The organism is Caballeronia terrestris, from assembly GCF_001544515.1.
Taxonomy (GTDB): Bacteria; Pseudomonadota; Gammaproteobacteria; order Burkholderiales; family Burkholderiaceae; genus Caballeronia; species Caballeronia terrestris.
Genome location: NZ_FCOL02000063.1, coordinates 1 through 25,710 on the forward strand (window position 1 = coordinate 1; position 25,710 = coordinate 25,710).

17 protein-coding genes and 5 pseudogenes are annotated in these 25,710 nt (G+C 60.5%); 12 read left to right on the plus strand and 10 right to left on the minus strand.

Annotated elements, in window-relative coordinates:
• The first annotated feature begins 81 nt into the window (after window positions 1-81).
• The 3 genes from AWB67_RS29070 to chrA all read left to right on the plus strand — a co-directional run bounded on the left by AWB67_RS29070 (window position 82) and on the right by chrA (window position 4,601).
• Window positions 82-1,005, plus strand: coding sequence for a tetratricopeptide repeat protein (locus AWB67_RS29070; protein ID WP_235025382.1), 924 nt, complete (start codon window positions 82-84; stop codon window positions 1,003-1,005).
• Window positions 1,006-2,181: 1,176 nt separating this feature from the next.
• Window positions 2,182-3,144 carry a chromate resistance protein ChrB domain-containing protein gene (locus AWB67_RS29080; RefSeq protein WP_087659646.1) on the plus strand — a complete coding sequence of 321 codons (963 nt, stop codon included), beginning with the start codon at window positions 2,182-2,184 and terminating at the stop codon, window positions 3,142-3,144.
• An 80-nt stretch (window positions 3,145-3,224) separates the two neighbouring features.
• Window positions 3,225-4,601: a chromate efflux transporter gene (gene chrA / locus AWB67_RS29085; RefSeq protein WP_087659647.1), complete on the plus strand. Its 1,377-nt coding sequence runs from the start codon at window positions 3,225-3,227 to the stop codon at window positions 4,599-4,601.
• 24 nt (window positions 4,602-4,625) lie between these two features.
• Here chrA and AWB67_RS39820 read toward each other — a convergent pair.
• Window positions 4,626-4,743 (minus strand): annotated as a pseudogene (locus AWB67_RS39820) (EamA family transporter); the annotation flags it as partial.
• A 50-nt stretch (window positions 4,744-4,793) separates the two neighbouring features.
• Window positions 4,794-5,585 (minus strand): PTS sugar transporter subunit IIA, encoded by a 792-nt coding sequence (locus AWB67_RS29090; protein ID WP_087659648.1) that lies wholly within the window; start codon window positions 5,583-5,585, stop codon window positions 4,794-4,796.
• A 388-nt stretch (window positions 5,586-5,973) separates the two neighbouring features.
• Here AWB67_RS29090 and AWB67_RS42085 point away from each other — a divergent pair, with 388 nt between their 5' ends.
• From AWB67_RS42085 to AWB67_RS39825, 3 genes are all read left to right on the plus strand, one after another.
• A complete protein-coding gene (locus tag AWB67_RS42085; RefSeq protein WP_235025383.1) occupies window positions 5,974-6,297 on the plus strand; it encodes a hypothetical protein in 324 nt (107 codons plus the stop codon).
• Between the two features lie 25 nt (window positions 6,298-6,322).
• On the plus strand, window positions 6,323-7,252 hold the full coding sequence (gene dapA / locus AWB67_RS29100; RefSeq protein WP_087659649.1) for a 4-hydroxy-tetrahydrodipicolinate synthase: 930 nt from the start codon (window positions 6,323-6,325) through the stop codon (window positions 7,250-7,252).
• Between the two features lie 108 nt (window positions 7,253-7,360).
• Window positions 7,361-7,585 carry a hypothetical protein gene (locus AWB67_RS39825; protein ID WP_125477718.1) on the plus strand — a complete coding sequence of 75 codons (225 nt, stop codon included), beginning with the start codon at window positions 7,361-7,363 and terminating at the stop codon, window positions 7,583-7,585.
• Here the strand turns inward: AWB67_RS39825 and kdpE are convergent.
• The 4 genes and pseudogenes from kdpE to AWB67_RS29120 all read right to left on the minus strand — a co-directional run bounded on the left by kdpE (window position 7,542) and on the right by AWB67_RS29120 (window position 12,275).
• Window positions 7,542-8,239, minus strand: a pseudogene (gene kdpE, locus AWB67_RS29105) (two-component system response regulator KdpE). The gene AWB67_RS39825 and the pseudogene kdpE overlap by 44 nt on opposite strands.
• A pseudogene (locus AWB67_RS29110) lies at window positions 8,236-9,927 on the minus strand (DUF4118 domain-containing protein); the annotation flags it as partial. The pseudogenes kdpE and AWB67_RS29110, both read right to left, overlap by 4 nt.
• A gap of 226 nt (window positions 9,928-10,153) precedes the next feature.
• Window positions 10,154-11,845, minus strand: a complete 1,692-nt coding sequence (locus AWB67_RS29115; protein WP_087659650.1) for an AMP-binding protein — start codon at window positions 11,843-11,845, stop codon at window positions 10,154-10,156.
• 13 nt (window positions 11,846-11,858) lie between these two features.
• Entirely contained in the window at window positions 11,859-12,275 is a 417-nt protein-coding gene (locus AWB67_RS29120; RefSeq protein WP_087659651.1) for a COG4315 family predicted lipoprotein, read from the minus strand.
• Between the two features lie 687 nt (window positions 12,276-12,962).
• On the opposite strand from AWB67_RS29120, the gene AWB67_RS29125 reads away from it, so the two are divergent.
• Window positions 12,963-13,250 (plus strand): hypothetical protein, encoded by a 288-nt coding sequence (locus AWB67_RS29125; protein WP_087659652.1) that lies wholly within the window; start codon window positions 12,963-12,965, stop codon window positions 13,248-13,250.
• 189 nt (window positions 13,251-13,439) lie between these two features.
• On the opposite strand, the gene AWB67_RS29130 is transcribed toward AWB67_RS29125, so the two are convergent.
• Both AWB67_RS29130 and phnA read right to left on the minus strand, forming a co-directional pair.
• Complete coding sequence (locus AWB67_RS29130) at window positions 13,440-14,729, minus strand: MFS transporter (RefSeq protein WP_087659653.1); 1,290 nt, start codon at window positions 14,727-14,729, stop codon at window positions 13,440-13,442.
• 50 nt (window positions 14,730-14,779) lie between these two features.
• On the minus strand, window positions 14,780-16,009 hold the full coding sequence (gene phnA / locus AWB67_RS29135) for a phosphonoacetate hydrolase (RefSeq protein WP_087659654.1): 1,230 nt from the start codon (window positions 16,007-16,009) through the stop codon (window positions 14,780-14,782).
• 97 nt (window positions 16,010-16,106) lie between these two features.
• Here phnA and AWB67_RS29140 point away from each other — a divergent pair, with 97 nt between their 5' ends.
• Both AWB67_RS29140 and AWB67_RS29145 read left to right on the plus strand, forming a co-directional pair.
• Entirely contained in the window at window positions 16,107-17,006 is a 900-nt protein-coding gene (locus AWB67_RS29140) for a LysR substrate-binding domain-containing protein (RefSeq protein WP_087659655.1), read from the plus strand.
• A 126-nt stretch (window positions 17,007-17,132) separates the two neighbouring features.
• Window positions 17,133-17,525: an NUDIX hydrolase gene (locus tag AWB67_RS29145; protein ID WP_087659656.1), complete on the plus strand. Its 393-nt coding sequence runs from the start codon at window positions 17,133-17,135 to the stop codon at window positions 17,523-17,525.
• A gap of 2,948 nt (window positions 17,526-20,473) precedes the next feature.
• Here the strand turns inward: AWB67_RS29145 and AWB67_RS43450 are convergent.
• Window positions 20,474-20,794, minus strand: coding sequence for a two-partner secretion domain-containing protein (locus AWB67_RS43450; RefSeq protein ID WP_374729856.1), 321 nt, complete (start codon window positions 20,792-20,794; stop codon window positions 20,474-20,476).
• On the opposite strand from AWB67_RS43450, the gene AWB67_RS29160 reads away from it, so the two are divergent.
• The 3 genes and pseudogenes from AWB67_RS29160 to AWB67_RS29170 all read left to right on the plus strand — a co-directional run bounded on the left by AWB67_RS29160 (window position 20,697) and on the right by AWB67_RS29170 (window position 24,285).
• Window positions 20,697-21,269: a DUF4438 family protein gene (locus AWB67_RS29160; RefSeq protein ID WP_235025385.1), complete on the plus strand. Its 573-nt coding sequence runs from the start codon at window positions 20,697-20,699 to the stop codon at window positions 21,267-21,269. The two genes, AWB67_RS43450 and AWB67_RS29160, sit on opposite strands and share 98 nt — an antisense overlap.
• A gap of 52 nt (window positions 21,270-21,321) precedes the next feature.
• Window positions 21,322-21,546 (plus strand): annotated as a pseudogene (gene tnpB, locus AWB67_RS43455) (IS66 family insertion sequence element accessory protein TnpB); the annotation flags it as partial.
• A gap of 534 nt (window positions 21,547-22,080) precedes the next feature.
• A complete protein-coding gene (locus tag AWB67_RS29170) occupies window positions 22,081-24,285 on the plus strand; it encodes an OsmC domain/YcaO domain-containing protein (protein WP_087659658.1) in 2,205 nt (734 codons plus the stop codon).
• Between the two features lie 59 nt (window positions 24,286-24,344).
• On the opposite strand, the pseudogene AWB67_RS42095 reads toward AWB67_RS29170, so the two are convergent.
• Window positions 24,345-24,659: pseudogene (locus AWB67_RS42095) on the minus strand (site-specific integrase); the annotation flags it as partial.
• Between the last annotated feature and the right edge of the window lie 1,051 nt (window positions 24,660-25,710).

Here is a 25,710-nt window from a genome sequence, read left to right on the forward strand (position 1 = left end):
GATCTGGCGAGGTTTGCGAAGACTCATCGATATTCAACTCGGCTTTGAACTCGCCAAAAATTGTGGGTAATCGAAAGCCGTGTGCATTTCGATGCCGGCTTCGCGGCTCACCATTCGCTGAGTGACGAAGACTTCGTTCGCGCGCACAGCTACTTCGAAACGGCGCTGGAGTTGGATCCGACCTACGCGCTGGGCTATGTGGGCATGTCGAACGTCTTCGGGGCTACGGCGACACACGGTTTTTATGCGCCTTCGCAGGGCTTTCCCAAAGCGCGCGTCGCCGCGCTGCGGGCACTGGAGCTCGATCCAGGTCTTCCCGAGGCGCATCAGGCGCTTGCGGGAGTGCATTACTTCTATGATTGGGACTGGCGCCGCGCCGAGGAGGAATTTCTCGCGGCCTTGCGGCTGAACCCCAGCCACGCGGAAACCAGCCGTCTGTATGCGAGGCTATTGCTCGTGCAAGGAAGAGAGGTCGAAGGTCGCGCTCAGTTCGAATTGGCGGAGAGAGTCGATCCGCTGGGATTCGAAGGTTCACGCGTCTTCGGGCTCGTGCAGTCGGGCCGATACGACGAAGTCATTCGCGAGTATCTGACGTCCGGACACGGGCCACGCTCGCCGTTGATCTATCAGTTGCTTGCGACTGCACTCGAGGTCCGGGGCCATTACGAGGAAGCCATCGACGCAACCATCGATGCGCTCACGCGATGCAATGAATTCGCGCGAGCCGAGACGATCAGGACGGTGTGGAACTCGGGAGGTTACGACAAGGTTCTCGAATGGTACTTGCAGGATCTGTTGGCGAGACGGCGGAACTGCTACGCCTCGCCATTCCTGTTTGCCGAGATCTACGCACGACTCAACAGACCCGACGAGATGTTCCATTGGCTCGACGTTGCGCTCGCGGAGCGCTCGCCGCGCATGTGCGAGCTTCGCACGAATGCGTGGTTTCATCGCTTCCGATCGTTGGGCCGGTTCCGCAACATTGAAAGGCATGTAGGTCACTGACAGTTCTAAACCAGCGTTCAGTGATGACGGAATGTGTCGTTTCTCGAGCGCTCCACGTACCTGTTCGCAGAGTCAGGATTCGACATCCTGGGCTCCAAGCCAGAAATCGAGCCTGCTCTCGTTTCCGATATGTCTGAAACGCCACCTACGTCTTTCGCAGATTGCATCGTCTGCGCCTGCTCGGTTGATGGCCTGTCTTGCGCCCATGCAAAGCTCGATATCATGAGCGCCGCGAGAATGGATAACATCCGGATCGTGGTCATGTCCGTTCGCTCCAGTAAACGGTTTGAGCACGGCCTTGACGCCGGCCGTGGACTCCCACAGAGCGAATAGCGCCGGTGGCGGCTTTATCCTCGCGCTGTGGAATTGAAGATGCGCCCGGCGCTGCACAAACGCCATAGACCGGGAGTGAAGAAATCCTCAAGCAGGGACATCGCACCTTTGCGCGTTCAATTGTTCAATTCGCTCCGTCGGAAACCGTCGCGTTCGCAACTTCATGGTGCGCTACCGACAGCTCGGTTGCGTCGCAGCTGAGCGAGCACGATGGGCCAATAATTAGTCGCCTTCCCCCGTGTCAATGGGACGTGCAGAAGGCGGCTCCGCATTCGACACTGGAACTATAAGTCTAAAGGCTGGATGGCCGTTGAGGGTCCCAGACGCGCCGCTCACGCGGACCGGCGTCAGCGACTGCTTCCACGACAACACTATCGCGATCCTTCCCGTCGGGGTGTTCATTATTTCGCCCGGTGCTTCAACAAAGTGGTCGACGATGCCTAATGAAGCGCTCCAGTCGATGGTTCGCTGATCGCTCGCGAGTGCGATCGTACACACGGCCCGGCCGCTCTATTGCCGAATCAGCCACCACGCGCCGTTCGGCCCATCGCCTTGCTCGTCCCCAGGCTTTTCGGGCCGTGGTAAAGCGTCGACTTTGGTAGGCCACTGTCGTTCACCCTTCGCTGTGTTCGTGATCGTCAAGCTATCGGTCGGCTTATCGTCGCATCGACAAGCAGTGGCGTCGGGACTCCCGTTGCCGGAGCGCATACAAAGTCATTCCATGGTCGTCGATGAGCATTCGGTTACTCACATGCGGAGCGGGTGAAGGCAATCCTAGGCTGCGTTAAGGTTCAAAGCAAATTCTATTTGTACAGGACGTAACAACGCTGTAGATTCCGTTACATGAAAGAGTTTGCCGATTGGCTGCTTCTTATCCTTACCCTGCCGACAGATAACGCGACGGCGCGCATGCGCTACTGGCGCGCACTCAAGGCAAAGGGTTGTGCCGTGCTGCGGGATGGCGCGTACTTGCTTCCTCTCACGGCAGACGACGGCATGGCCGAAATGTGCGAGAGCATCGGCCAAGCGGGGGGAACCGCATATTTGGTGCGTTTTGCCAGTGCGGACAAGACACAAGACGAGGAGTTTCGCGCCCTGTTCGACCGTACCGATGAATATACGAATTTTCGGCGGTCTGTCGAGGGCGTTCAAAGGACGCTCGTCGGGCTGAATCCTGCGGAAATTACCAAGCTCATACGCAAGACGCGCAAGGAGTTTGAGGCCCTGGCGGCCGTTGATTTTTTCCCGAACGAGGCTTCGGTGCGAGCGCGATCGGCATGGGATGAACTCGTTCAAGCCGTCGACGCGGTGATATCGCCGGGCGAGCCTCATTCGAGCGAAGGCGACATTCAGCTTTTGAATCGCGCCTCGTTCCAAGGCCGCCTTTGGGCCACCCGCCGACATATGTGGGTCGACCGGGTTGGGAGCGCGTGGCTCATCAAGCGCTTTATCGACGGCAATGCTCGATTCCTGTGGCTCGTTTCACCCGATGCGTGCCCGAAGGATGCCGTTGGATTCGATTTCGACGGCGCGACTTTCACGCATGTCAACGAGCGAGTGACCTTCGAAGTCCTTGCTGTCAGTTTTGGCATCGATGGTGAGCCCGGCATGACGGGGCTTGCAAACATGGTCCATTCGCTCGACGTTGGTGGCCTTGTCGTGCCGGAAGCCGCCGGCTTCGAGGCAGTCATGACTGGTGCAAGAGAACGCGGTTTGAGCGATGACGAACTGCTCTTCGAAATGGGCCGTGTGCTGGATTTGCTGCTCGCTCATTTTGCCGCAACCGAGAGGCGCAGAGCGAAATGACATCACGGCGGTCCGTGCAATCGCCGCCGTTTTTTCAAAACGCAGTTTTCGCAAGTCAACAAGTCGATCTGGAGCTTTGGATGGAACCCAGCGAACGTGCGCGGGAGGAGGCAATCACGCCTGCTCGCGAAGCATCTGTCGAGCCGATCAGCTTCCGAGAGGCGCTCTGGTATTGGCTTCGCCTCGGCTTCATCAGCTTCGGCGGGCCAGCCGGACAGATCGCAATCCTGCATCAGGATCTCGTCGAGCGGAAACACTGGATTTCTGAGAAGCGGTTCTTGCACGCGTTGAACTATTGCATGGTTCTGCCCGGCCCGGAGGCTCAGCAACTGGCCACCTACATTGGATGGCTGATGCATCGCACTTGGGGCGGCATCGTTGCCGGAGGCCTTTTCATATTGCCTTCGCTTTTCATTCTCATCGCGCTTTCCTGGGTCTACATGGCTTTTGGCAACCTTCCGTCGGTCGCTGGTGTGCTATACGGAATCAAGCCGGCCGTAACCGCGATCGTCATATTCGCGGCCTACCGTATTGGCTCGCGGGCCTTGAAAAACGCGTGGTTGTGGGCCAACGCGGCGGCGGCCTTCGTGGCGATCTTCGCGGCCAACGTTCCCTTCCCGCTGATTGTCCTGATCGCAGGCGTGGTGGGTCACCTTGGCGGCAAGTATGTTCCGTCCAAGTTCATGGTCGGTGCAGGCCACAAGGCGGACGCCAAGACGCCAGGCCGCGCGATTCTCGACGATGACACGCCGACGCCACGTCACGCGCTTTTCACATGGAAGCGGTTCGCATCCGTGCTGACGGTCTTCCTTCTGATCTGGTTCGCTGTGATCGGAGCGTTGATCGCGACGTTCGACTGGGCCGGGACGCTCACGCAGATGGCGTGGTTCTTCACGAAGGCGGCGCTGCTCACGTTCGGCGGGGCATACGCTGTGCTCCCGTACGTCTACCAGGGAGCCGTCGACAACTATCATTGGCTGACAGGACCACAGATGATCGATGGTCTGGCGCTCGGGGAAACGACGCCTGGACCGCTCATCATGGTCGTATCATTCGTAGGATTCGCGGGCGGATGGACGAAAGCAGTGTTCGGTCCCGACGCGCTACTCGTTTCTGCAATCGCCGCCTCCGTGGTCGTAACCTTCTTCACGTTCCTGCCGTCGTTCCTATTCATTCTGCTCGGAGGACCGTTCATTGAGACGACTCATAACAACCTCAAATTCACCGCGCCGCTGACGGGGATCACGGCCGCGGTCGTAGGCGTCATCGTCAATCTCGCTGTGTTCTTTGCGCTTCACGTGCTATGGCCACGTGGGCTGCACGATGGTTTTGACTGGCCTTCGCTTCTAATCGGATTGGGGGCGGGCGTCGCGCTTTTCAGATTCAAGGTTGGTGTGATACCGGTGGTGTTTGCGTGCGGTTTTGTCGGTCTGGCTTTGCGGTTTGTCCTCGCATGAATCCGGACGAAGGGGTACGCCACATCAATGACTATGCCGATGATGGATGTCCGGAAAACGGATGCTTGTGCGTCAGGGATTCGTGTCGGTGCGTGTGAGTAAGGGGTTCTGTTCCGTCCCACGGAAAGTCATGAACGATCTGAACTCATAAGCCTCGACTCCATCACCTTTCGTCATCGATAAGATCGGCTTTTAATCTTTGCGCGCTCGACGCTCTGGCACATCGAAAGCAGTAAACAGTTGGCACACGGCATGCGCGTCCCCGCAAGCGTGAAGCTCCTCGCGGAAATGATGGTCGCAGAAGCGCTGCGCCACATCAGCAAGCAAGTGCAAATGGGTACTATCAGCCCAATCGGGAACGAGCAGCACAACTATGTCGCTCACAGGCTGTCCGTCCGGTGCATCAAAGGAGATGGGCGAAACCGGCCGAACATACGCCACCTGCGGTTGACTGAGAAACTGAAGATGGCCGTGCGGCACCGCCACGCCCTGACCCAACCCGGTCGAGCCCAACGCCTCACGTGCCCCGAGCGCTGCTGTCACCACTGCGGCCGGCCGTCCGCAGTCACGTTCGAAGAAGCCGCCCAACCGCACGAAGAGTTCCTCACGGTGGGCTGCGTTCAGCCCGAGCAAGACATGCGTCTCAGAGAGCAGCGCGCCAATAGTCTGTTTCTCGATGGGCGTATCGTCATCATGAGCGGCCACGTGGTCCCGTTGACTCGGCTCGCCGCGCATCAGGGTGTGCCATGCGTCGGTCGGGGATTCGGAGATCTCAAGCATTCGGCCCACCTCGGCTGTCGGCGACAGCAGCGTGACGCGGTGGATCGCATGACTCACTTCATCTTTCGGAAGATACAGCGAGAGGCGCACGCGGCCTGTCCTTCCAAGCGGGGCGACGCGAATGGTCCACTGCCGATCGCCACAATCGCGGATCAAAGCCTCGCGTAAGGGCGTCACATGCTGCGCGTCAAGGGTGACATGCATCAGCACTTCCCTGTCCGGATCGCGACGTGAGCGGCTTCGGGGCAAGTGCTTGTGCCTTTTGAAAATTGCCCGCAGGCCAGCCAGTGTGTCCACATCTCGCCCCTTGTCAGCCAAATGCCTTCAGATTATCTCAAGCCGCATAAACGCCGCGTAAAAGTTGCTGCTGCTTTCGGCAGATAAGCCCAAGACCGGTCAGGCGGGAGGCAAGGGGTCACGAGCAGTTATCGCATCCCCCGCGCGATTATCGTGGGTCCGAGGTCCCGTACCGGCGCATCTGCGTAGATCCTCCGGACGACTTCAATACAATCGGCTCCGATCTTTTTACTCGGCGTTTACGAACATTCGCATAAGCTTGTAGTCAGCCATATATCACGGAGCACACGGCAAAATGAACCTGGCTTTCATACAAAGCAAGCGACGCGGTACGATCGATCTCTCCAATCGGCACGACAACGTGCTCGCGTTTCCATCGCAGCGCGTGCTTGTCTCGGCCGCAGTCTACAGCGAACAGGACGAGGCCTCACGCGAGCGCATCAGGCGGCTGTTTCACTCGCCGCTCGGTGTCTACGTCAGCCACGCATCGCGTGACCAAAGTGAGCTGCGCCTCAAGTTCGATGTCGCTTCCGAAGATATCGAAAAAATTTACGCTTCGGACGCTCAAGAAGGTGCTCCCGGAAGCCGTGATCGAAGAAATTCGGCCACGTGTCTTTGAACGTCGCCAGCACTGAGGAGCAGGGATGTATTCAGCAATCTGGCCGCCTATCGTCACTCCGTTTCGAAACGGCCAAGTCGATGTCGATGCACTGCAACGCCTCGCCGATCATTACCTGCGCACGGAAATCAGTGGTTTCGTCGCGCTTGGCACGACCGGCGAAGCGGCGCTGCTCGACCATCACGAACGCATGACTGTATTGCAGGCGCTGTTTGAAGTCGTCGGCACCCGGTTGCCGATCGTCGTCGGCGTCGGCGGCATCAACACGAGCGAGATGGTTCGAGACGTGCAGCAATTCGATCACTGGGATAGCGGCGGCTACCTGGTCTCGGCACCCGCCTATATCTGTCCCGATCAGCGCGGATTTCAATGGCATTTCGAAGAAGTGGCGCGCGCCACCGATCGCCCTATCGTGCTCTACGACGTTCCCCACCGTACCGGCGTCTCCATTGCGTCCGACACGGTTAAGCGACTCGTCGAATGCAGCAATATCGTGGCGATCAAGGCCTGCGCCCGCGAGACTTTCCGTGCACTGGGCGCCCTGCCGATCAGCATGTTGTGCGGCAGCGACGAGATGTTCGTCGACTGTCTGGAGGCCGGTGGCGCAGGTGGAATTCTGGCGAGTGCGCATCTATTCGCCAACGCGTTCGTGGACATCCAGGCGAGTTTCGCCGCGGGACGAATTGAAGAAGCACGCGCGCAACTCGAGCGCCTGGTGCCGACCATCAAGCTTTTGTTCTCAGCGCCCAATCCTGCAGCGATCAAGGCGGCGCTCGCGATCACCGGGCACATCGACGGTGAGACGTGTATGCCAATTTGCGCGGCTTCGAGCGCGTTGATGGAGCAACTCAGGGCGGCGCTCGCGTCACGCGTCGCAGGGTTGGCGCTATCGCCTGATGCGCACATGCGCCCGTTCACGCGGGGCTGCGAAGCGGGTCGAGCAGAGGATGCGTGAGTACGCGTGAAGCCTGAACACACCCGTCGATGATTTCGTCAAAATCGCGCTCGTCGGACTGCGTTGACAACATTTTATGCGGCGCTTCAAAATCTCTTCGGAGACTTGATGGCCGATCTGCTGAAATGGAAGCGTTACGCGCACGAGACCCATCGCGCGGAGGGCCTTGGCGCTGCTGGTCACAGCGCCGAGCACTCACTCTGTCTGAACTATCGCACCGGCGCTTCACTGGAGGCATCAGGCAATTCGACGAAGTTGGCGAAGCAGATTGAGCCGGTTATTGCGCTGCTTATTGCGCTCCCACCAGCCGATACCCAACGCCAGTTTCGGTGACGATATGCACCGGCTGTGCGGGATCGCTCTCGAGCTTCTGTCGCAGATGCCCCATATAGACCCGCAGATAATGCTGGTTTTCGGCTTGCATCGGTCCCCAGACCTCGCGTAGCAGTTGCTGATGAGTCAGCACCCGCCCCGCATGGCGTACGAGCGTCGTGAGCAACCGGTGCTCGATCGGTGCAGGTGGATGGCAACGCCATCGCGCGTGACACGGCGTGCCGCCATATCAACCGCGATCTTGCCGAAGCATACCTGCGGTGTTTCCTGTTCACCGCCGCGATTACGGCGCCGCAACTGCGCCCGAATCCGCGCAAGGAGTTCCGACACGCCAAAGGGTTTGGTCAGGTAATCGTCGGCACCGGCGTCGAGCGCCGCGACCTTGGTCTCTTCGTGCGTCCGCGCCGACAACACGATCACCGGCTGACTGCTCCAATTCCGCAACTCGCGGATGACGTCGATCCCGTCAGCATCGGGCAGGCCCAAGTCCACGACGATTAGATCCGGCTTGCGGGTGGCCGCTTCTCGCAGGCCTTGCTGCCCGGTCTCTGCCTCGATCACATTCATTCCCTGGGCTTCCAGCGTGGCACGCACGAAGCGCCGGATCTGTCTGTCATCTTCGATCATCACAACGGTCACTGTCGGTTCGCTCATGTTCGATCCGGTATTGCAATAGTGCGCGTCTCGGTGTCCTCGTCAGGGAGCGCCTCTACGGGCGGCGGCTGGTTGGCGGGTAAGGTGAAACAAAAGCGAGCCCCAATCACGTGCCCTTCTCCATCCACGCGGTTCTCCACGCCGATCTTGCCGCCGTGCGCCTCGACGATCGCCCGGCAAATCGCGAGACCCAGGCCGATGCCGGGCTTCGCCGACTCCTTTTCGCCGCGCGTGAATTTGTCAAAGAGTCGCGGCTCCATGCCTGAAGGCACGCCCGGACCGTTGTCCTCCACACATACGCGGACGAACTTCTGATCAGCGTCGCGTTCGACCACCGCGTCGATGACGAGCGCTGTGCCCCGTGGCGTGTATTTCGCTGCGTTCTCAAACAGATTCGCGAAGAGCCGTTCCATGAGGACCGCGTCCAACTGCACGAGCGGCAGTTCCGGCGGAACGCGGACTTTCACCGGATGCCCATCGAGCGTGCGGCGGCAGACCGCAAGCGCCGCGCCCACGACCTCTTCCAACATCGACCATTGCCGGTTTAGGCGTATCGCCCCAGCCTCCAGACGCGCCATATCGAGCAGATTCGTCACCAGACCGCTCATGCGCAGCGCTTCTTCGTGGATCGCCGAAATCAGTTCCTGAGTCGAATCGCTGGCATCGTTCGTCGGTTGCTGTCGTTCGGAAAGCACGGACGCGAAGCCAACGATCGACGTGAGCGGTGTGCGCAGGTCATGCGAAATCGCCGACAGCAGCGAGTTGCGCAAGCGCTCGGACTCCATGCTGACCAGCGCATCCTGTGCGATTTCCACGTAGTGAACACGTTCGAGCGCCAGCGCAATTTGCGCGGCGAACGTGTCGATCATGCGCTGCTGCTCGGGAACGGCAAGCTCCGCGGGCCACCCGGCAACGATCGCGAGAACGCCGCGAGTGCGCATTGGCGCCTTTAGCGGCAAGTACAACGCTTCGGTCGCGGCCAAAGTATCGGTGCCGCGTCCTGCGGGCTTTTGCTGGTCATACACCCACTGCGCGATATCGAGGTCGAGGCTCGCGGCATCGAGCGTGACTTGCGGATTCGGCTCGTCGACCTTCTGCCGGACCTTTTCGGCGCTGTCGGGAAGCAGGATCGCGATCTTTGCCTGAAAAACCTCCCCCACGTGACGGCTGCCGATTTCGATGATCTGCTGCGTCATCAGCGCGGCGCCCAGCTCACGCGTCATCGCGTACATCGCGCCGGTACGGCGTTCGCGCAACGACGCAATATGAGCCTGCCGGCGCAGGTTCGATGTCAGGTGACTGATCGTGAGCGACGTCATCAGCATCACGACGGAGGTCAACAGATACTGTGTGTCCGATCCGGAGAACGAGAGTTGCGGTGGTACGAAGAAGAAATCGAATGCGGCGACGCTCAGAAACGACAGCATAGCGCCCGGACCCCGCCCAAGGCGAACAGCGGCGAAGATGACGCCCAGCAGATACAACATGACCAGGTTAGTGACGGCGATCTGGAAATGAGACAACCCGCTCGCGAGCACGGTAATCGCGGCACCGATCGCGAGCGCGTACAGGTAGGCGTTGGGCGGGGATCGGGCTTCGTCGCTTGCGCCAGCGAAGTTCAGGACGCCTTGGCGCGCGCCGCGCTCCTCTTGCGTGAGGCTTGCACCAACAAGCGTGACGTCGATCTCGGCCAGCACGACGAGCACGTCCTTTCCCTCCTCGGCCGCGAGCAACATGCCAGTCGCGAGACAGTCGTTGCGCAGGTAACAGCTCGTGCCGCCCACGGGGATGTCCGGATACACGCTGCGTCCGAATCGATCACGCCGTCGATCTCCGCACGCCCGAGCAACTGAAGCCAATAACCGCAGGGCAGCGGCACCTCTTCGTTCATCTCATCGATCGTCATCCACTTCATCACGCGGCCTTTTCCTCTTGCAGGTCCAGTTCGTCGATCATCTGCCGGCGCAGGGCAAACTTCTGGATCTTCCCCGTCACGGTCATCGGAAAGCCATCGACAAATTTCACGTAGCGCGGCACCTTGAAGCTTGCGATACGGCCACGGCAAAATTCGCGGATCTCTTCGGCATTGGCGTCGGTATCCGCCCGCAGGACGATGCAGGCGCACAACTCCTCGCCGTATTTCGGATCGGGGACGCCCACGCACTGCACATCCCCGACCTTCGGATGCCGGAACAGGAACTCCTCCACTTCGCGCGGGTAAATGTTTTCGCCGCCGCGGATCACCATGTCCTTCGAGCGGCCGACGATCCGGCAGTAGCCTTCGTCGTCGATGACGGCGAGGTCACCGGTATGCATCCAGCCGTCGGCGTCGATCGCCTCCGCGGTCTTGCGAAGATCGTTCCAGTAGCCTTGCATCACCGAATAACCACGCGTGAGCAGCTCGCCGGTGTCGCCGCGCGGCACCGTGCGACCGAGTTCGTCGACGATCCTGACTTCGACGTGCGGCTGCACGCGTCCCACCGTCGAGATGCGCAGCTCGAATGGTTCGTCGACGGAACTCTGGAAGGAGATCGGCGCGGTCTCGGTCATGCCGTAGGCGATGGTGACCTGCTCCATGTGCATGCGATCGATCACCCGCTTCATGACTTCCACCGGACACGGCGATCCAGCCATGACGCCGGTGCGCAGCGTCGACAGATCGTAGTCCGCGAACGCGGGATGATCGAGCGCGGCGATGAACATCGTCGGCACACCGTGCAACGCCGTGCATTTTTCCGCCTGTACGGTCTGCAAGACCGCCTGGGCGTCGAAGCCTTCGCCGGGAAACACCATCGTCGAGCCATGCGTTACGCAAGCAAGGTTGCCGAGCACCATGCCGAAACAGTGATAAAGCGGCACCGGAATGCACAGACGGTCGGCCTCCGTCAGCTGCATTGCCTCGCCGACGAAAAAGCCGTTGTTCAGCAGGTTTCGATGCGTGAGCGTCGCGCCTTTGGGAGCGCCCGTCGTGCCGGACGTAAATTGGATGTTGACGGCATCGTCGGGGCTCAGCATCGTCCCGAGCACGGCGAGATCGTGCAACTCGTGCCCGGAGGCGGGAACCATGAGGTCGTCGAAATTGAGCATGCCGTCGCTCATGCCGCCGCCGAGGCGAATCACCAGTTCGAGCGCTGGCAGCCGCGCCGACACCAGCTTGCCCGGCGCGCAGAACGCGAGCTCGGGCGCAACCCCGCGCAGGATGGCAAGGTAGTCGGCGTCCCTAAAGCTTGGCGCCAGTATCAGCGCACGGCAGGCCACCTTGTTCAGGGCATGCTCCAGTTCCTCATGACGGTAGGCCGGGTTAATATTGACAAGGACCAGTCCCGCCTTCGCCGTGGCAAACTGCGTAAGAACCCACTCCGCGCAGTTCTGCGCCCAGATGCCGATGCGCTCGCCCGGAACGAGACCAAGACGGCGCAGCCCGGCGGCGAGGTTATCGACACGCTGCGCCAGTTCGCGATAGGTCCAGCGAACACTCTGATGCATGACGACGAGCGCGTTGCTCTGCGCATGGCGCCGGGCCAGCGCGTCGAAAAAGGAACCGATCGTTTCGTCGATCAGGGGCACATCGGTCGCGCCATGAACGTGGCTCGGATTCGTTTGCATTGCGTGTCCTTGTTTAGAAGTCGTCGAAAGCGGAAGCGGCTATAGTCACCGGCGCATACATCGCGAGATTCGCGCACGCGATGGGCCGGATCGCGTGCCAGATGCTGCCGATCTCGTCGCCGTTCGCGTCGCCAGGCTTGCGGTCGCCCGCGTAGTAGTGGACGGGACGTCCGTCGTACGCCGCCTGCGTCACGCCGTCCTCGTGGACGATGGCGCCGATCCCCTCGCCCTGCGGCATCGCGCTCGCCGGGACACGCGGGCAGACCGCCGTGCAGGTGCCGTGGCACGGACCGGTATGGCTCGCGGCGGCGTCTTTGTCGTAGATATAGACGGTCATGCCGTTGATTGCCGACAGGATGTCGGAGTCCGGGACCGCCCCGATGAGGCTCAAGCCCGCGACCGCCGCGCCGACGCACGTTGATTTGCTCATCACGCTCTCTCTCGAGTCAAATTCACGATGGACGCAATGGGCGCTCACAACCGAACGGCGCGTATTGCGAGCGCCCCCTGACGCGAAAGCCGTGCCATGTATGCGATGAGGGCGGCTAGAAACGCAGTGAGCCTTGTGGGACAAGGCTCCGTGTCGATGCAAAGCGTGAGCCTCTATGCCGCGCGCGCCTTTTCCCGCGCGCGCGTTCGCAGCCGGTTTCGTGAGATTCCCGAAATGTCGGGAATCTCAGTGGGTTTTGCGGGTGATGGCGAGGCGCTTCATGCGCCATTCGAGCGTCGTCGGCTTGAGCCCAAGGCGCTCCGCGGCGCCCACCTTGCCGCTCACGCGCCAGCCGATTCGTCGAGTACCTTGAGGATGTGGAACCGCACCCCCAACACGACATTCTCATATTGCTCGTACATGTCGTGTCGACGAAGGCTAAATTCCTTTATGTAAAATCGATGCGACGACGTGTTTGTACCTGAGGCACGACCACGACGGTGCGGCCGTTGGTTCGCGCAACCCTTCGCCAACGACTACCGATCTGTGCCACAAGATGCGTCCGCGCGGGCGGCCGTCGAATGACGCCGCGCAGCGATCGCCACCGAGCGGGAATTATGGGGACATTCGGTATTCGACTCGCTGCAGGGCGCTTCCGCGCTTGCGCGCGTTCAACCCGGCGGCTATGTGACGATCTCGATCGTGCCGGCCTTGCTTGCGATCGCGGGCCTTTCAGACGCTTATCGCGAGCGATGCGTCGCCTTCATCGCGAGCGAGATCGCGCTAATCGAGCGCAACGTGGCGCAGGCGATCGAGCGACCGCATCTGGCCGACCGACCGGTTACGCAGGAACTTCGGGCTTTTCTGGGGAGTGCGTACGGGCCAGGGAAATCTTGCTCAAAGTCGCCGGCAGCGCTTCCGGCAGTGTCTGGCCGGCTGCGGCAAATTGCAGACGAGTACTTCTCGGCTTCATAGCGAGACTGCTGACACGCGTTGCTTTCTTCGACGCGAACGATCCGTTTCAGGAAGCTGATCCGCCACAACCGCCCGCTTTCCGGGCGTGAGTCAATGAGCGCGCGTAACAGGAAGTCGCTACTTGCATCACGCATCGTACGAACCCGCCGCGATGAGCAGACCGGTGCGCCCATCGCGGCGCAGAATCGATCAACGCCTGATTAGCAACGACAGCACGGCGCTTGCCGCGCAGAGCCCGGCCACGACCGGAAAGATGATCGAGGTATGACCTGTCGTATCGATGATGTGCCCGATCACCGGTTCGCCGATGCCCGCGAAAGCGTACGACATGGTGTTCAGTACACCCGTCGCCGTACCGGCCGCGCGGCGCCCGAAGATGTCCGGACACAAGGCCCAGAACGACGACGCAGGCCCGAACACGAAGAAGCCGCACAGGAACAGCAGCGCAATCGCGAGCATGCTGCCGTGAGGCACGAACATCATGAAGATCGCCGTCGCACACGCCAGCACCATGTACGAGACGATCGCCATGTAGCGGCGCCCCTTGAAGAGCGCATCGGAGATCCAGCTATTCGACAGCGAGCCGAGCGCCATGCCGACGGGCAACGCCACCGTGATCCACTTCGGGTCGATCAGCGCTGACGAATTCTTCCAGTCGATGCCGAGAAAATGAACCGGCACCCAGACCACCAGCGCGTAGCGCGCCGCGTTCTGGAAGCCGATGGCAAGCCCCGTGATGTACAGCCGCCAGTTCTTCATCACGAGCGCATAGCGCTGCGTGCTCGTCAGTTCATCGTCCGGTTCGACGGAAGACAGTTCGGCACCCGTTTTCGATTCGGCCGGCGGCCGCTTGTCCTCCGGCCGCTCGGCAACGAACAGCAGCAGCACCAGCGCACCCAGCAGCATCGAGAGCGGCGCGAGGCGGAAAATCCAGACCCAGCCGAGTTGCATCGAGCCCAGGATGACGACCGGAAAAATGTAGGCGAGCACCGAAGAAAACCCGGAAAAGCCGACATAAACGCCGTAGACGAAGCCGCGATGCGTATGGTCCCACCAGTTGGACAGCAGGCGGCTGCCCGGCGCGAAACCCATCGACTGGAAATAGCCATTGAGTCCCCACGCCAGCAAGAAGAACAGGAACGTGTGCCCGAAACTGAACAGCCAGTTCGCCGCCAGCGAGAGGACCGCGCCGGCGATCATCATCGTCTTGCCGCCGAGTTTGTCGCCCAGATTGCCGTTGATGAACTGGCCGCCCGCATAGCACCAGAGCATCGTCGCGCTGATCCAGCCGATCTCGTATTTCGAGAGGCCATAGTCGTGCTGGATGCCGGCGACCGCGAAGCCCAGTGTCTGCCGGCCGGTGTAATAGAAGAGATAACAGAAGGTCACGCCGATCAGCGCACGCCACTTGTATTGCGCGAAAGTCGTGCTCCGGTCGATGGACGTGTAGGGCAAGGCGTCAGGTGTATCCGAGGGCATTGCTGTCTCCATGCGGCGCGCGGTCTTTGCCGCGCTAGCCGTTTTCGTTATCAGGCGAGGTGGTTGAGTGCGAGATCGATGACATCGAAATTGCGCAGGCGCCGCGTACCGTCGAGCCCGCTGAGCCTCCGATTGAAGAGGAGCGGCACTTTCTGTTCGGACATTCCGCCATGCGAGCGCAGCGGCACCGTGAGCCCGGACAGATCGTGTTTGTCGGCGGCGCTTCCGAGCACCGTGAGCCTTTCGCCCAGCACCACGAGTTCACCGATCCGGTCCGCCGGAAGCTCGAAGCGCTCGCTCGCCTGTGCGCGGGTCAACACTTCCTCCACGCCGCCGATTGCAGCGAGAAACGCCATCACCTCACGCTGCCTCGCTTCACTGTGGCCGCGCAGATAGACCGTTGCGTACGAGCCGAGCGCGCCGTGATGGACGACGTAGGGGTCCGTGATAGGGAGGAGCACACGGGTGGACTGCGCGCCGTATCGCTCATCGAGCCGGTCTTGCAGGAACACGATGTTGGGCCGTCCGATCGAGTCGGTTTTCGCATTCATGCCGTGATCGGCTGTGAGCGCCAGCACGGCTCCCTCGGCGTGCAAGCGCTGGAGGTAGCCGTCCATCATCGCGTAGAACGCGTTCGCCTCCGGCGTGCCCGGCGCATGCTTGTGCTGCACGTAATCGGTGGTGGACAGGTACATGAGGTCCGGGCGCTCTTCCTTGAGGATCGAGAGCCCGGCGGCGAACACAAATTCCGACAACTCGGCGCTGTACACCGAAGGCACCGGCATGCCGACGCGCTCAACGATGTTCTCAATGCCGTGTTCCCGGCGTGTCACCTGATCCGCTTTTTCGGCCGAGAAGCAGATGCCTTCCAGCCGATGCCCGAGCAGGCTGCGCAACTTGTCCTTCGCGGTGACGACAGCCACGCGCTGGCCCGAGCGCGCCATCTCCGCCAGTATGGTGGGCGCCCGCAGATACTTGGCGTCGTTCATAAGGACTTCGGTCTGCGTGTCCTCGTCGAAGAAAAAATTGCCGCAAATGCCGTGCACTGAAGGCGGCGCGCCGGTGACGATCGACAGGTTGTTCGGGTTGGTGAACGACGGCACCACGCAGTCTCCGGCCAGCACCGTGCCGACCGACGACAGGCTCGCCAAGAACGGCGCCTGACCGGCCAGGATCGCCTGATTGATGTACTCCTGCTCGCAGCCATCGACGCACACGACAATCGTCGGCGCGGAAGGAACACGGTAGGTCCGGGAATTAACGATGATTCGCTGGGTCATGGTGACGCTCCTCCTGAGTAACTGACACCAGCGTATGATGTGAAATCCGCTCACACAATCGACAAATTTGTGCAGCATCCGTCAATAAAACTCACATATGCGTTCGAAACTCCCTCCACTCAATGCCTTGCGCGTGTTCGAAGTCGCTGCGCGCGCGGGCAGTTACTCCGCGGCCGCGCGTGAACTCAACCTGACGCACGGGGCGGTGAGCCGGCATATCGCCATTCTCGAAGACTGGCTGGGTCAGCCGCTGTTCGTGCGCGAAGGGCAGAGCATGGTCGCGTCCGGACACGCCCGGGCGTTCGCGCGCGAGATCAGCGCGGCCTTCGACCACGTCGCCGATGCGGCGGAGCGGTACGGAAAGAGCCGGCACGTCAAGGTGATTCGCGTCAGCGCGTCGGCGACGGTGGCGATGCGCTGGCTGATCCCGCGCCTGCCGTTGTTCACGGCGAACTGGCCCGACGTGGACGTGCGCATTTCCACGGCGCTATCCACCGATTCGGCGCTGCGCGGCAGTTTCGACCTGGCGATCCGCCGCGAGGTGCCCGCGGACGGACAATTCCAGGAGTGGCCGTTATTCGAGGAGCGCAATACGGTGATCGCGAGTCCGGCGTTGATCGCGCAGTCCGGCATTTCGTCCGTTGAACAATTGGCCGACCAAACCTGGCTTACCACCGAAACGCGCCCGATGGATTGGGAAAAGTGGACCGAAGCAGCCGGTCAACCCGCGCTGAGAGCCGGCCGGACCTTGAGGTTCGATCATTTCTTCGTGACCTTGCAGGCGGTGGTCGATGGCCTCGGGTTCGGCATCGGACCCTTCCCCACGCTGGACGCCGACTGCACGGCGGGGCGTATCCAGAAACCGTTTCCCGATCTGACTTGCAAAGGCGCGACCTACTTCGCTTTAGTGCCGCTCGATGCCGACAAGCCCGTGCATATGAGAGATTTCACCGACTGGTTGCGTTCGAGCGGCGAGGCGCATCGTTCCGGCAAATGATCGCCGCGCCGGCATCTGCGGCGCCTGGCTTTTTTTGACCACGCTTAGAATGCTTAACCTGCGAGTGGGCAGCGAACAACAAACGTCGCCCGAAATGACGGCTCACGAAAGGCGGAACGAGAAAGGATGAAAGACAGAGCCACCGTTCTATGCATTCGAAACGGCCGGATCCTGCTGGTTGCGCGAGAACGGTCGCGGTGGGCGCTCCCGGGCGGAAGGATTCGCCGTGACGAACGCCCTTATGCAGCCGCGTTGCGGGAGCTCGAAGAGGAAACCACGCTTGCCGCAGTCAGTCTGTTGTACCTGTTCCAGTTCGACGGCTTCCGCACGCAGCACCACGTCTTTTTCGTGCACGTGGACCTTCACGCGACCGCGGAGCCGAACAACGAAATCGCGAAGTGCAGATGGTTCACGCCGACCAAGATCGCAACGCTTTCCGCAAGCGTCCCGACTCGCGGCATCGTCGAACTTTTCTTCTGGCACGTCGGCATAGTGGATTCCGACGACGCCGTGGAGTGAGTCGCCTGCGATTCCGTGTTAGCTGATGCATCCTCAGCGGGTTGAATCCGCTGCTGCGTACCGTCACCCGCTTTCATAAGCTGCGAACGTGCACAACGATAGCGCGCGCATCTTGCTTTGATAAGCATCGAAGAATTCCTTGTTTCGAAGAAAAACGTGCGGTGACGGATCGTCGAATTGAAGCGGCGGGCGTCCCCGATTGCACGACGGCCTTCGTCCTCGAAGCGAGTTTGAAGCCTCGGCATTGTGCGCGAGATACGAGGCGCCCACCTCAGAACCATTCTGCGTGATCGCGCTTGCAAGGGGACGTAGAATGAGCACTGCGGTGGGCACGAGCAACCGAACAAGCTCGATACAAAGGCGGCTTTGGTCGGGCTTAAGGAAGCACCTCACAACGCCTGCCGGCAACGGATCAGCTCGCCGAACGGGAAAAGAACGCTCCACGGCATTCGGCGAGGCCGTTGCTGCCCGAGTCTTCAAGGATATGAGGCGGATTCTTCCCGATCGTCTGCTATTGCATCGCAAGCAAGTCGGGCGATTTCCGAATCTCAGGCATCCGGCGACATTCAACGAAATCGTCCTCGACCGTTGCCTGAATCCGGATCTGTTCTAGCGCTCGTAGTTGAGTGAGCGCTCTGTCGCGAAGTCAAACCGAGCGCGTAAAATGTCTTGAGCTCGCCTGCACGCCGCGCGGTGCGGGGCGTGGAAGCGTGCTGCGGGAAAGTTCGAGCGCCCTCTTCCACGGCAATCTTTCGATGTCCGCAAAATGAAGGGGTAAATGTCGATCTACGTCTCACCAGAAGGCCGTCTCACAAGGCGCGGGTGCCTCGTCGACCAGCCGTCGCACGAACTGAAAACCGTCTCGCGGGACGCTCGCTCCCCGTCGGGACCGCGTCCTCGAGTTCTGGGTTAAGCGCGCGGTCGGCGCGTCATGATCCGGTCGATTCAGCCCGATGGGCGCGAACTGCTCGCAGCCTTGAAGCTGGCGAATCTGCTGCCGCTCCAAAGCCACTGTTCTCATTCGGCCGTAACGCTCGACGCGAGATGCCCCGGTACAAAACTATACTCATGTAACGCTCACATCTGCCTATCTAGCCGACGGCAAATCAGCACGGTGCTTATTGTGCCCGAGGCCAGTTGACCGGAGTGCGCCACACGCTTCTGTCAGCCTTTGCCTCCCAAATCTGCGCGCGCTCTTTCGCAACACCTCCGGACGGCAGATGGTGCAAGATCGGGCAGGCGTAGGCACTCGAATCGCATGCGGTGTGTTTGATGGACGAAGGGGGTCAACGCGTCTGAACGCCGCGCGCCGTCAGTTGTCGTTGCCCGCTTTCGTCTGGGGCACCGAAGGGTCGCCGCCCCAGACGTTGTCCGCCGCGATGCGTCCGGTGTTGACGCCTGAAAATCGCCCCACCGGCCCCGTGCTTTGCGAGTCGAGCGCCGCATCGGTGTACGACGCCGCGATAAACCCCGTATTGATGCCCGCGAGTCCGCCCAACGCGCGCGACCCGCTCACGGTGTACAAGCCGTCTTCGTTGCGATAGCTCGATTCGATGATGCGGCCACGGTTCACGCCTGCCACGCCGCCTACGGGCGCGACCACGTAGCCGCCCACGTCGCTCGATGCGGAAGATCGCGCGATCGTCCCTAAGTTGACGCCCGCGATGCCGCCGACTGGACCATCGCCCCTCACGCCCGAGCCGAATCCAGAGGGCTGGTACGAGGCATCGAGGATCAGTCCGCGATTGACCCCGGCGATGCCGCCGCTCGGGCCGCCGCCTCTCACATCCCCGTACGCTCCGACGTCGAGGATCAGGCCGTCGTTGCGCCCCGCGATCAGGCCGGTGGCGCCGGCCGCGCCGTCGGAGGTGCCTTCCACGCCGAAGTTGCGCACTACGCCGCCCCGGCCGATCACACCGAACATGCCCGTGTCGGCCGAGTCGGGGTCGCGCGAGCCGTTCTGTACGTCAACGAAGAGCATGCTACCGGCCCCCTCGAACACACCCGTAAACGGATGCGCCGCGCTGCCGATGGGCCGTGAGAGTCGATGCGTCCCGCCATAAATCAGCGACCCGCTCGCGCGGTAGTTTGCATTCAGATTCGAGTTCATTGCCTCGAAGTCGGCCCACGTATCCACGCGCGACCACGCCATGATCTGCGGATCGACGGAGGCCTGCGCGTTTGCGTGCCATGACGGATTTGCGCGCTGCACTCCGGGCAGGTAGCGCCCGTTGCGGTCATAGAGGATGGTGACGGTGCCCGTGCTGCGGCACCAGTCGAGCGCGCCGCCATTGACGACGCTGCCGCCGTTAGTGACGCCGTTGCCGTCGGCCGTGAGCGACAGCGAGCCACCGCCCTCGTTGGCGATCGTCACACCGCGCGCGATCGTCACCGAGTGGCCTGCGTTCAGCGAGAGCGAGGCGTCGCCTTTCCAGCGCAGGTTCTCGCGGACGTCGATGTCGCCGCTGCCGTGCGCCGAATTCGCCGTATCGATGTAGACGCTCGTGCCGGACGAGAGCGCGCGCGTGAACGTCCGCGCGAGCGGCCGACCGATCGTCATGGCATTCGCCGCGAGCGTCCAGTCGCCCGCGTGCACTTGCGCGCCCTCGACCTTCAGATCGGCGGCACGCATCTCGACGCTGCCGTAGGTGCCGTCCTGCTCGTGAGCCGTGAAGGAAGCACCCCGCGCATCGACCTTGCCGTTTTGCGCTACGAGCCAGATCTGCCCGTATCGTTCCGACACGCCCGTCGCGCGCAGTTCGCGGCGCTGCCCCGCGAGCGCGTAGATGTTGCCGTCGACGGCCTGCAGGTTGATCTGTGCGGCACGCACCACGCCCGCGTTCACCACCGTGCCGGCGCTGCCGGTCTCAACGGACACCTGCTGGCCGCTGTTGTCGTACCCCGTGAGGATGATCCCGTAGCTGCCCGTCGCCATCTCGACGCTGCCGTTATCCGCGCGGATCTCGCCCGCGTTCACCACCTTCTTCCCGGCGATGAGCAGCACGTCGCCGCCGCTCGAACTGATCTTGCCGAGATTGATGACGACGCCCTTCGGCTCGCCGCCAAAGTACACGACGGGCCAGTTGCGCATGAAGTCGTCGTTGCCAATGTCGAGCGTCGACGCGACGAAGCGTCCGCCCGTCGCGCCCGATCACGATGCCCTGCGGGTTGATGAGGTACACGCTGGCGACGCTGGTGAGCTTGCCGTCGATCTTCGATATCGACAGGCCGGTGACGCGATTGAGCGTCGCGCCGCCAGGGTTGTCGATCGTCGAGCGGGACGGGCGCCTGCACGTGCCCGTCACGCATCTGGTGCCCGCGCGCGTGGTGGGCTCGGGGCTCGGCAAGAACACCGCCTGGCGCGGCGACTACGACATCCAGCTCGGCGATGCCGCGACGCGCGCGCAATACCGCCTCGGCAGCCTGCGCTTCGGCGACCTCGTCGCCATCGTCGATGCCGATACGCGGCGCGGCCCGCTCTTCGCACAAGGGCGGCTGACCATCGGCGTGATCGTGCACGGGGACAGCACGGTGAGCGGCCACGGACCGGCCGTTACTCCGCTGCTAACGGGACCGGCCGCGTTCATGCGGCCCGATGCATCGCCGCGACGCAAATCTTGCGGAGGTGATGGGCGTGCGGCGCGCGATGCCGCCCCGCCCCGAGCTAACGCTCATCGAGCGCGACCGGCGACGGCCGGTGGCGCCGATCGCGACGGAATTGGCACTCTGACCCTGAGCGTCTGACGCGCCAAAAAACCTGCGATACCACGAGGCTACGGACGGACAATTAACCGACATGGCGACCCAGCTTGGCCCGCGTATAGACGAGCACCCTGACAACGTCTACGTCTTCCGAGGCCGCCGGGGTGATCTGGTGAAGATTCTTTGGGCAACGGAGGACAGAATCTGGCTGCTCGCGAAGCGGCTCGAACGAGGCCGTTTTATTTGGCCCCAGACCGACGGTGGCAAGGTCCATCTGACGTGCGCGCAACTGTCGACGCTCCTTGAGGGCATTGATTGGAGACAGCCCCGTCGCACCGCCGCGTTATCGACTCCCCGATGTAGTCATCGACGCATTCGGGAGCAACGCGACCTGCTTGCGGTCATCGCCTTCAACGAATCGCTTCATGAGTCACCCGGGCTCAATGCGTTGATTCAGTTTAAGCGATCGATGCGTTTTCACACTGGCTCGACCCCGTGGCGGCCGTCCGAATTTCTCCACAGCCGTTCGAATCGGGACCAACGACCGGATCGGTCCCGATCCGCGAGTCCTGCTGCAACTACTATCGAACCCAAGCGTCGCGTATCATCGCAGCAAGGTGTTGCTGTTCATGGTGTCTGCAAACCATATTCACGGTTTTTGGCGAGAACTGGCTTAGCCCTGAAAGGTAAGGCCAAAAGTCCGGATTGCCAATTCTGTCATCCGTGCGTTTCATCGGACAGCATTAGCGCTTCAATGGTCACCGCTAGGAACATAAGCGATCTGCTACAGCAACTTCACCGGTGACGGATAGAAGCGCGCATATCATTTTAAGCACGAATTTTAGGATCCGACATGGAAATCAAAGTCAACTTTCTCGATAAGCTTCGCCTTGAAGCCAAGTTCGAAGACTTCACGGTAGTGGCCGACCAGCCGATCCGTTATAAGGGCGATGGCTCGGCGCCTGGTCCCTTCGATTATTTTCTGGCCTCGTCGGCTTTGTGCGCAGCTTACTTTGTGAAGTTATACTGCGTAAATCGCAATATTCCCACCGAGGATATTCGCCTGTCGCAGAATAATATTGTTGATCCGGAAAACCGGTATCAACAGATTTTCAAGATTCAGGTTGAGTTGCCACCGGAGATTTCGGAAGTAGACCGCCGAGGTATTTTGCGCTTCATCGACCGTTGTACGGTGAAAAAAGTGGTGCAAGCCGGACCCGAGTTTGTCATTGAAGAGGTAGAAAATCTGGATGCCGATGCCCAGTCTTTGTTGACGTTGAATCTGGCTTCTGATGCCAGCACCTATATTGCGGGTAAAGATCTTCCGTTAGAGCAAACCATAGCCAATATGTCGGGCGTTCTGGCGGACTTGGGCATGAAGATTGAGATCGCTTCGTGGCGCAATATCGTTCCTAATGTGTGGTCGCTCCATATACGCGACGCGCAGTCGCCGATGTGTTTTACCAATGGCAAGGGCGCGACCAAAGAGAGCGCGTTGGCGTCGGCGTTGGGAGAGTTTATCGAGCGCCTGAATTGCAACCATTTCTATGGCGGGGCGTTTTGGGGCGAAGACATCGCCAATGCCGCGTTTGTACATTACCCGAGCGAGCGTTGGTTCAAACCTGGCCCCAAGGATGCGCTGCCGGCTGACATTCTGGATGCGTACTGCCTGGAAATCTATAATCCCGATGGCGAGTTGTGTGGCTCACATCTGTACGACACCAACTCCGGCAATGTGCAGCGCGGCATCTGTTCGCTGCCATTTATGCGGCAGTCGGACGGCGAAGTGGTGTATTTTCCGTCCAACCTGATCGAAAACCTGTTCGTCAGCAATGGCATGAGCGCCGGCAATACGCTGGCCGAAGCGCAGGTGCAATGTCTGTCCGAAATTTTCGAAAGGGCAGTAAAGCGTGAAATTCTGGAAGGTGAAATCGCATTGCCCGATGTGCCGCACGAAGTGCTGACGAAATACCCTAGCATTCTGGCCGGGATTCAAGGATTGGAAGAGCAGGGCTTTCCGGTGCTGGTAAAGGATGCGTCGCTGGGCGGGACCTACCCGGTAATGTGCGTCACATTGATGAACCCGCGGACAGGCGGTGTCTTTGCCTCGTTCGGCGCGCACCCGAGCTTCGAGGTGGCGCTTGAACGAAGCCTGACGGAATTGCTACAGGGGCGCAGTTTTGAAGGCCTGAACGATTTACCTCAGCCCACCTTTGTCAGTAACGCGGTGACTGAACCAAACAACTTTGTTGAGCACTTCATTGATTCCAGCGGTGTGGTGTCGTGGCGCTTTTTCAGCGCCAAAGCGAATTTCGAGTTTGTTGAGTGGGACTTTTCTGGCCAGGGTGAAAACTCCAATGCCGACGAATCCGCAACGTTGTTCGGAATTCTCGAAGACATGGGCAAAGAGGTTTATACGGCGGTGTATGACCAACTGGGCGCAGTAGCCTGCCGGATTTTAGTGCCCGGTTATTCAGAAGTTTACCCGATAGAAGATTTGATTTGGGATAACACAAATAAGGCGCTGTTGTTCCGCGCCGATATTTTGAACTTACATCGCCGGGACGATGCCGGCCTTGCAGCAATGCTTGAACGATTGGATAACAGTGAACTAGACGAGCACTCCGATATTGCCACTTTGATCGGCATCGAATTTGACGAGAATACGGGCTGGGGGCAGCTAACAGTTCTCGAGTTGAAACTGCTGATTCATCTCGCTTTGCAGCAATTTGAGGCGGCGCAAGAACTGGTGGGAGCCTTTCTGCAATACAACGACAACACGGTCGAGCGCGGATTGTTTTACCAGGCCCTGAATGTGGTGCTGGAGGTGCTGCTCGATGACGACCTGGAACTGGAGGATTACGCGGTCAACTTCTGTCGGATGTTTGGCAAGGCCCGGATGGACGCGGTAATGGGATCAGTGGACGGCAGCGTGCGCTTCTATGGCTTAACGCCAACGAGTATGAAACTGGAGGGTCTCGATAGGCATCACCGCCTGATCGACAGCTACAAAAAATTGCATATGGCGCGGGCCAGTGCGGTAGCTACAGCGAGTTAGGGGTACAACAACGGCCGAGTGCGATGATGTCGTTCATGCCCGGCTACCCTGCTCCGGTTTTCCACCTGGTCGCGCGTTTGCTCGGTGATCTCGAATTGCGCCGGCAGCCGCGTTTTCTGCTGCATGACAGTCGCGCGAGGCGCTACCCGGGTACCTAGGCAGACGTCTCGCACGCGGAACTTTGTCAGGTCGCACGCTCGTAGCGTGCTATCGGTCGCCGGATTGAACATCGCCAGATCACGGGTTTTCGCGCTCAACTACAGGCGGATTCGAATGGCGCGAATTTCCTTGAGCTTCAGCGGCGACATTTGCCCGGTTAGCTAGTCCTTGTTCCACGGAACATGAGGCACGCTCCTGCTGACTATCGCTTCCATGACACTCTCCTTTTGAGTGGAGGGGAATCAGTCTGCACCAATTTATGATGGGTGATGCCCGGTAGAGTCGAGATGTGGGTGCGACACGTGTCGCCGTCAGCCGCGCGCTATGCGGCATGCTGTAGATGGTAAAGCTCTTTCTTGCCTTGTCACATTTGGCATTCGAAGTTTGGAGGTTGAAGCCGTGACCTGTTGTACGACCAACAGTTGCCTACCTGGACATGCGCGACGGGAGACCATCGAGTCTGAAGCTCCGGGGACAAAGTACCCTTCCAATGGACGGTCCACCTTGGTGACAAGGAACCGACACTGCGAGCAGCGACGCGGTATAGGGGCGAGGCAATTTCCGCATGCGCAACTTAAGTGAACTGCCGATAAACCTCGTCACGACTAATGGGCCAAAGCTGCTGTCAGGCCCTGACCAAACGGTGCGTAGCAGGTTGCTCCCTTCCACATTGGGTGCACGTCGTCACCATCGCTACCGAGGAAGAGGCGGGCGCTAAACGGATAGATTCGAGAACAATCGAATCGGCAAGACTGGGAACGTGGTAAGCCCGATTCATCGCCTTGATTCCGGAATACGACAATCAAGGCAGGCAAACTGTGAGGAGCGCTGTTGACGAAGCGGGTATGAGAACGCGGAGAAAGCGAATGGCGGCCTGTAATGGGCTGCATAGAGGTTCAAGATTTGCCTCGACCTGAAAGGGTGCAGACTTCCGTGTGGTGCAGCTGTCGCAGGCCCACTTTTTAGATTCGCCGTGGGGCAGCTTGTGAGAGACCGGCTGTTTGCGGTTCAGCGCCCTCGTCTCAGCAATGAGATGAATCGACGAGGTGACGCGTGCGAAGGGCTTGTGCGGTTTGACAAGACCGGCGTCAGTGTGACGTTTCATGCTGTGCGCGAGCCGTGTGCGGCGAAAGTCGCACGCACGGTTCTTCGGGGGCCCCGCTGCTGAGAGGTAGTGGGGCTACCCACTCGCGGTAGCAGTAGGTTCGGTTTGTCTGTTGCCGCCTCTTTCGTTCGGCGGTGCCCTAATAACCTCGCCCTAACTCC